The 7,064-nt window shown below is 37.1% G+C and carries 4 protein-coding genes; 1 reads left to right on the top strand and 3 read right to left on the bottom strand.

From position 1 onward, the window contains the following. Positions 1–112 precede the first annotated feature (112 nt). On the bottom strand, positions 113–1,744 hold the full coding sequence (locus ADIARSV_RS19060) for a SusD/RagB family nutrient-binding outer membrane lipoprotein (protein WP_016197307.1): 1,632 nt from the start codon (positions 1,742–1,744) through the stop codon (positions 113–115). Between the two features lie 11 nt (positions 1,745–1,755). Then, on the bottom strand, positions 1,756–4,842 hold the full coding sequence (locus tag ADIARSV_RS19065) for a SusC/RagA family TonB-linked outer membrane protein (protein ID WP_016197308.1): 3,087 nt from the start codon (positions 4,840–4,842) through the stop codon (positions 1,756–1,758). A 581-nt stretch (positions 4,843–5,423) separates the two neighbouring features. Between ADIARSV_RS19065 and ADIARSV_RS19070 the strand changes: the two genes are divergently transcribed. After that, complete coding sequence (locus tag ADIARSV_RS19070; RefSeq protein WP_235048449.1) at positions 5,424–6,578, top strand: acyltransferase family protein; 1,155 nt, start codon at positions 5,424–5,426, stop codon at positions 6,576–6,578. Here ADIARSV_RS19070 and ADIARSV_RS19075 read toward each other — a convergent pair. Beyond that, the gene (locus ADIARSV_RS19075; RefSeq protein WP_040300678.1) at positions 6,568–6,960 is read right to left on the bottom strand and encodes a hypothetical protein; all 393 of its coding nucleotides are present in this window, start codon (positions 6,958–6,960) and stop codon (positions 6,568–6,570) included. The two genes, ADIARSV_RS19070 and ADIARSV_RS19075, sit on opposite strands and share 11 nt — an antisense overlap. Positions 6,961–7,064 lie beyond the last annotated feature (104 nt).

Raw genomic sequence — 7,064 nt, forward strand, 5'->3', positions numbered from 1 at the left:
TGAATAATAACATACCAAATAGCACATTTTTTGTGCTTTAATTAAATAAAAATGTGAAGAGAAGGGTCTAAACCATGCATAAGACCCCTGCTCTTTACATGATAACAGTAACTTATGGTTTATCCCACCATATTGGTTCATTTATATAAGTAGAATTAGATGCATTTGGATTAGCTTTCAACACTTGTTCAATGTTATAATTAATCTCATAGCTTGGAATTGCAAACCTACGTGGCCAATCTGTAGCATTCGGATAAGCTTCTATATACACATGAGATGGGCGATTAAATCCTTTGTAAATCCCTGTAGACTCATTGTAATTACCACTTGCATCTGCGCAATAATTCATCCTTCTTATATCAGAAAACACTTCAGGAGAATAAGATAAAGCAATATATTTCTGAATCATAATCTGACTCAATGTCAGATTTCCAGGAATCTGAACCACGGATGAACTGCTTAAATAGGCTTCAATTTTAGCAGAAGCAATACCCATAATAGTCATATGTGAGCGGATCCCTGCTTTATAAGCTGTTAGTGCGGCAGCCGGTTGGTTTTGTCTGAATTTAACCTCAGCCTCAATAAACCGCATCTCTGCATTTGTTAAAAGAAGTCCTTTACCTCCTTTTTGAGTATACCAGCTACCTGTAGATAAAATCCTTTGTCCTGCTGTTGGTAAAAGTGGATTTTTACGCATCTGAACGTAAATGGAATCCTTATTTGACGCCGTGTTTTTGGAATAGCTATAATCTATAGGCCCTGTTTTGGGTAATACAGATTGCATATCTACCAAAGCAGACCGAACCAATACTCCTGCACTATTTTGTGATCTCGGAATAAGGGTATCTAATCTTGGATCTTGCACATTAGTGGCACCTGTTGGAGCACCTGTATAATTGTTGGTCAGATAATCATAATACAACTTAGTCACCCGAGCCGTAGTACTAAAATTGGTATATTGAAGAGCCTGTTTACTTGTAGAAGTAACTGTTGCTCCCTCATCAATATATTGATAAATGGAACTCTGAGCATCCATTTGAGGTGCATTAGCTAACGCATCTAAAACCGCTTGAGGATCATAAGAGGCCTTTTTAGTCAGATGGTTTAAATAACGTGCTTTCAAGCCATAGGCTAGACGGATCCATTTATCCGTACTTCCTCCATTCAGCATATCCCCTACTGATAAAGCAGGTGCGCCAGCCTCCTGAGTTTTCTTTAGATCAACAATTGCCTCATCTAATAATTCAAGAACTTTTCCCTGAACATAAGATCCATCTTCAAACTTAGGAGTGAGGATAGTAACATTATTAAATTCATCATAAGGAAGCATTCCAAACAAATCGGATAGTGTTCCAAATCCCCAGGCCTTCATAATTTTGCCCACACCAATATAATGATAGGCACCTACACCTTCAGCAGCCGTAATCATTGGATCAATATTTACAGCGGTATTTACATACCAGGCTTGCCATGGCCAGCCTGAATTAGAGGCATTTGCATACCAGCGGGTAAAGTTCCAGTTATTATTTATAGCGTATGTAACGGCTAATTGCTGACTTAAAAAGGCCACACGAGTTCCGGCACTTTCGTAACCATCAGCAAATTGCGCAAGGATTGGCGGAAGACGTTGCTCAGCTGTAGGTACAGTTGAGTTAGCACTATCCGGATTTTCGTTCACGTCCAGCCATTTCTTGCAAGAGGAGAAAACGACTGATAAAACCAGTATATATAAAATCTTTTTCATGAATAATAAAATTAAAACTTAACATTTAAACCAATTGCAAATCCAGCAGTAGCAGGTACACCTGCATAATCAATACCGACAGAACCTGACCCAATTACACCTGCACCTGCAGCACTTGTCTCAGGATCCATACCTGAATAGTTAGTAAGCAGCATTAAATTAGTGCCTTGAGCTGTTACAGTAACGCCTTTTAGGAATTTGGCTCTGTTGATTACACGATCAGGAAGCGAGTAAGCCAAAGAAAGTGATCTTAAACGAAGCCAGTTCACTTCCTCAATAAAGAAAGGAGCATTATTGGAATAGATATCCCTGTAATACTTTTCATCGGCTACGACTTCTTTGGTAATGCTTTCATATAATTTTGTAGTTGGATTTAAAGCCATACCTGTAAACGAAATTGTCTTGCCTCTATCTTCGGTATTTTTACTTAATCCATAAGCAGTTAGCAGATATTCAGTACCGTTGTAAATATCACCTCCTTTACGAAAGTCAAACAAGAATGATAAGTTCCAATTTTTATAGCTGAAGCTGTTATTCAAACCACCTATTAATTTTGGCTCGCGATTACCTACTGGTGTAGTTGCAAGAGTGGACGTTAAAGGATATCCGGTTGTCCAGTCTAAGAGTAAATTTCCGTCTACGTCTGTTTGCCATTTAGAACCGCTTAATCCCATAAAGTCCCCTTTATTGAATGATGCGGCTTTAGCATTTCCTACCTGCACATCGGTTACATATAAAATTGGCAAGGCACCGGGAAGTTCTTTAACAACCCCATCATTATGTGAAAGATTTAAATTTACATCCCAACGAAGTTTACTGTTCTTCATCGGACTTGCATTAATCGTAAATTCAACACCCTTATTTTCAATCTCTCCTATATTAACATAGCTTAAAATATAACCTGTTGCATTACTCACACGTGGCTGTAAAATCTGATCTTTACTCCTGTTCACATAGTAAGTTGCATCAATTCCTATACGGTTATTCAAAAAACGCAAATCTGTACCAAACTCCATGGATGTAGTTGTTTCAGGTTTCAGGATATCATTCCCTCGGGTCCATGCATTACGAAAACCTCCGCCAATAGTTAATTCAGGGCCAAAAAGATACGTTTGTGTTTGGTATGAAGGAGCATCTTTTCCTACCTGAGCATAAGACGCTCTAAGCTTTCCAAAAGATAATAGACTGCTTTGAGGAAGTAACTCTGTAAAGATGAAACTACCACTAAATGACGGATAGAAAAATGATTGGTTCTGAAATGGTAAAGTGGATGACCAGTCATTACGCCCTGTTACACTCAAAAACAACAGCTCTTTATACGCTAAACGAAAATCGCCATAAACACCTAGTAAACGCCTTTTTGTATTCGTCTGATTAAAATAACGGTTTGCATTGTTCGCATTATTCAGACTAACAAAAGTGGGAATAGTAAACTGTTCAGCCCTCGCCGAGTTAGATTTCATATACGTATCTTCAGCAGTAGTTCCCAGAAGCAAGCTCAGATCCCAATCTTCTTTAAATGTTTTATGAAAATTCAACATTAAGTTTGAATTCAGATAACTATAATCTCTTGTTGTTTGCGATAACATACCCTTTTGCCATGCTTCTTTTACACTTGATCCAGGAGAAGTTAAACTATTAAAATCAGTTACATAATTATCAATTCCTAAACGATAGGTAACATCAAACCAATCTGCAAACTTAATATTGGTATATACAGTTCCAATTAAACGGTCAGTTTCATCTGTTTGCGGATTTTTATTAATCAGCCAATTTGGATTATCTGCATCTGCATCCAGAGAAAGATCAGGTAGAAGACGACGTTTCGTACCATCTGCATTTAACCAGTTAGACATATCATCATTACGCGGCCAGGCAATAATACTCTCCATATAACCCGTCCCATTAGATCCCCATAGTCCACTTCCTGTTAATGTTTTTTGAGTTTTACTTTTTGAATAAGATGAATTTACACCAAATGTAAAAATGCCTTTTTTCTGTTCTGCATTAAAACGCACAGTACTTCGGTTGAAATCAGTTGTCGGAACAATTCCTGATTGATCCAGATTCGAAGCTGACAAGTAGAAATTGCCATTTTTAGAACCACCAGAGATATTGAAACTATTATCATACGCATGAGCCGTTTGAAAGAAATCACCCATATTGTCATATACGGTCTCCCCTGGCTCAAATTTATTCCCCCAAGACCTTGGACTCTGGTCTGTAAATACACCATTATATGAAGATCCCTGTTTATAAGTACTCTGTTGTTCAGGCACCTTGTTCACCCAATTGGTCATAAATCGGGAGGTAACAGAAACAGATGTCGTTCCTTCCTTACCTTTCTTAGTAGTGATAATAATAGCACCTGTAGCAGCTCTTAAACCGTAAAGGGCAGCAGCAGCCGGACCTTTTAACACAGACATAGACTCAATATCTTCAGGATTAATGTCCATTGCACGATTACTATTAGTAGTTGCCATGTTTACAGATCCATCAAATGCACTATTATCACCCTGTCCGGTTGAGTTATCCATTGGCATACCATCAATCACAAATAAAGGCTGATTATTACCTTCTAAGGATGTTCCCCCTCGAATAACAATTGATGCTGAGGAACCAGGTGCCCCCCCTGAATTAGTTACATTGACACCTGCAATCTTACCATTTAAAGAGTTGATAATATTGGGATCCTTGTTTTTTAGAATTTCTGTAGAATTGATTTCCTGAGCAGAATAACCAAGCTCCTTTTTGTCTCTTGGAATTCCCATTGCGGTTACGATTACCTCTCCCAATGATTGCACGTCTTCTTTAAGTAAAACAGTAACTGTTGTTTGAGTACCAATGGTCATTTCATAGTTTTCGAAACCTATGTAAACAAAACGCAATTTCTCATTAGGAGCAACTGGGATAGTAAACCTTCCATCAGGGCCGGTTTGAGTACCTCTATTGGTTCCTACTACGTTTATGGAAACTCCAGGTAAAGGAGTTTTGTTCGTATTAAGTAAAACAGAGCCGGCAAGGACTCTTTGTTGTGCTAGTATAGGGCTAGCATAAAACAGGAGCCCTAAAACTAAAATTAGTAGTGTTTTCTTCATTTGTTTGATAGTGTTAAGTAGTTGTTGAAAAAAGTACTGTTAAAATATTTAAGTGGGTACATTGAATATTAAAAATCAATAGAAATTAAAAATTAAGTAAGATTTCAAGTTAAAAAGTGTGTTTATTTCAAATATTGAGCGTTTAAAATACTAATCTATTTATAAAAATCATAAAAGTCAATTATTTTGCGCTTTTTTATAGTAAAAAAGCAAAATAATGCAATTATGGACTCAATTAGCAGCTCAACCAATAGCTTTTCCTATATTTATTTGAAATTTTAACCCCAAAAAAAAATTACGGTTGCCAAAATACGTTTAGAAACATTTAATTGATAAATAATTGATTCTTTGCAATAAATCAACATTAATATCAACGTAAAAATTAATGAATCAAGCACACACAGAAAATCATAAATAATGTTAGATTCCTTACAGATTTATTTAAAAAGATATACGACTATTGGTTTTCACTGATGAATTCCTCTAAAATATGGTTAGTTTTTACTATATATTGCCTCAATACAATTTTATCCATAATTGTTTTAATTATCTATTTAAAACACGCATCATAACGCATATATTTGAAATTACTCATCGTAAACAACCCAACAACCATGTCAGCACCTAGTAAAAGACTCCTTTCCTTAGACGTATTCAGAGGCATTACCGTAGCCGCTATGATATTAGTGAATAACCCAGGCGATTGGGGGCACATTTACTCCCCTCTGGAGCATGCAGCATGGAATGGATGCACACCTACTGACCTGGTATTCCCCTTTTTCCTTTTTATTGTAGGTGTCGCCATTGTTTATGCCCTTCAATCTAAAACAGAAGACACAACTAACCATACTCCTTTACTGATTAAAGCCTTTAAGAGAGGATCTATATTATTTCTTCTTGGTCTGTTCTTAGCCTTTTTTCCAAAGTTTAATCTTGAAACTGTACGAATACTAGGAATCCTGCAACGGATCGGAATTATATATTTCATCTGTGCAGTGCTTTTTATAAAAACAAAGCCTAAGACGCAATACTATGTTATGCTGGGGATCCTTATTTTTTATTGGATCATCATGACATTCGTACCAGTCCCTGGAGTAGGTCCAGCAAACATGGGAAAGGAAACCAGTTTGGCGGCTTGGCTGGACAGACTGATCCTAACAGAACATCACACCTGGGTACAATCCATTACCTGGGATCCGGAAGGTGTTTTAAGCACCATTCCTGCAGTTGCAACGGGAATATTTGGTATGTTAATGGGAAGCATTTTAAAAAGCACTACCAAATCATCCGAAGTAAAAACTGCCTGGCTCTTTAGCTTTGGCTTCATCGCTTTCCTAGTTGGTATGGCATGGGGTTTATCCTTTCCCATAAATAAATCACTGTGGACAAGTTCTTATGTACTCTATTGCGGAGGATTGGCTTCTATGATGTTAGGCCTACTCTATTGGTTAATCGATGTGCAGGGCTTTAAAAAGTGGACCAGTGTATTTGTGGCTTATGGTGTTAATGCTATTACTGTATTCTTCTTATCCGCTATGATAGCGAAATCGATGAGCATCATTATGGTAAATGTAAATGGAGAAGAAGTAAGTTCAAGAACGTGGTTATATCAAACGTTTTTCAGTTCCTGGTTATCTCCCGGTATTGCTTCATTGGCATGGGCCATTAGCTTCGTTTTATTCTTTTTACTGCTATTATGGCCTATGTATCGAAAAAATATCATTATTAAGGTTTAGTTTCATCCAGATCCTGTTCTTCCTTTTTCGCAATAATCTTTTCCTTTTTTAGGTCAATCCTGAGGTAACCATACAAACTCATGTATTGATTGGCGATCCATACCAGTGCAAATCCGGCTATGATGTACCCTCTCCAATCCATCATGATCAACTTATAATCCGTTAGGATCAGTATAAAAACGGTTACATAATGGCTAAAGCAGTACTCGCAGGTAAAAAGGTAAAAAAACTTCCTTCGAAACAACGATTTTCCTTCCTCACTGCATTTAACACAAAACTCTCTGGGTTCTCTGAACACTTCTTCATGTGTGACAGTCCAGGCAATACAAGCTATGGGGATAGCTAAGATAAAAAGATAAGCAATTTGGGTACTTAAAGGCATGTAGGTTATACAGTAAGACTTAAGGTTTTGTTTGATTATAATAACTGACTTTATTATCAAACCGTTGCATAATCATGTACACTGTATATAAATAGGTTTAAAAC

The sequence above is a fragment of the Arcticibacter svalbardensis MN12-7 genome, assembly GCF_000403135.1.
GTDB classification, from domain to species: domain Bacteria; phylum Bacteroidota; class Bacteroidia; order Sphingobacteriales; family Sphingobacteriaceae; genus Arcticibacter; species Arcticibacter svalbardensis.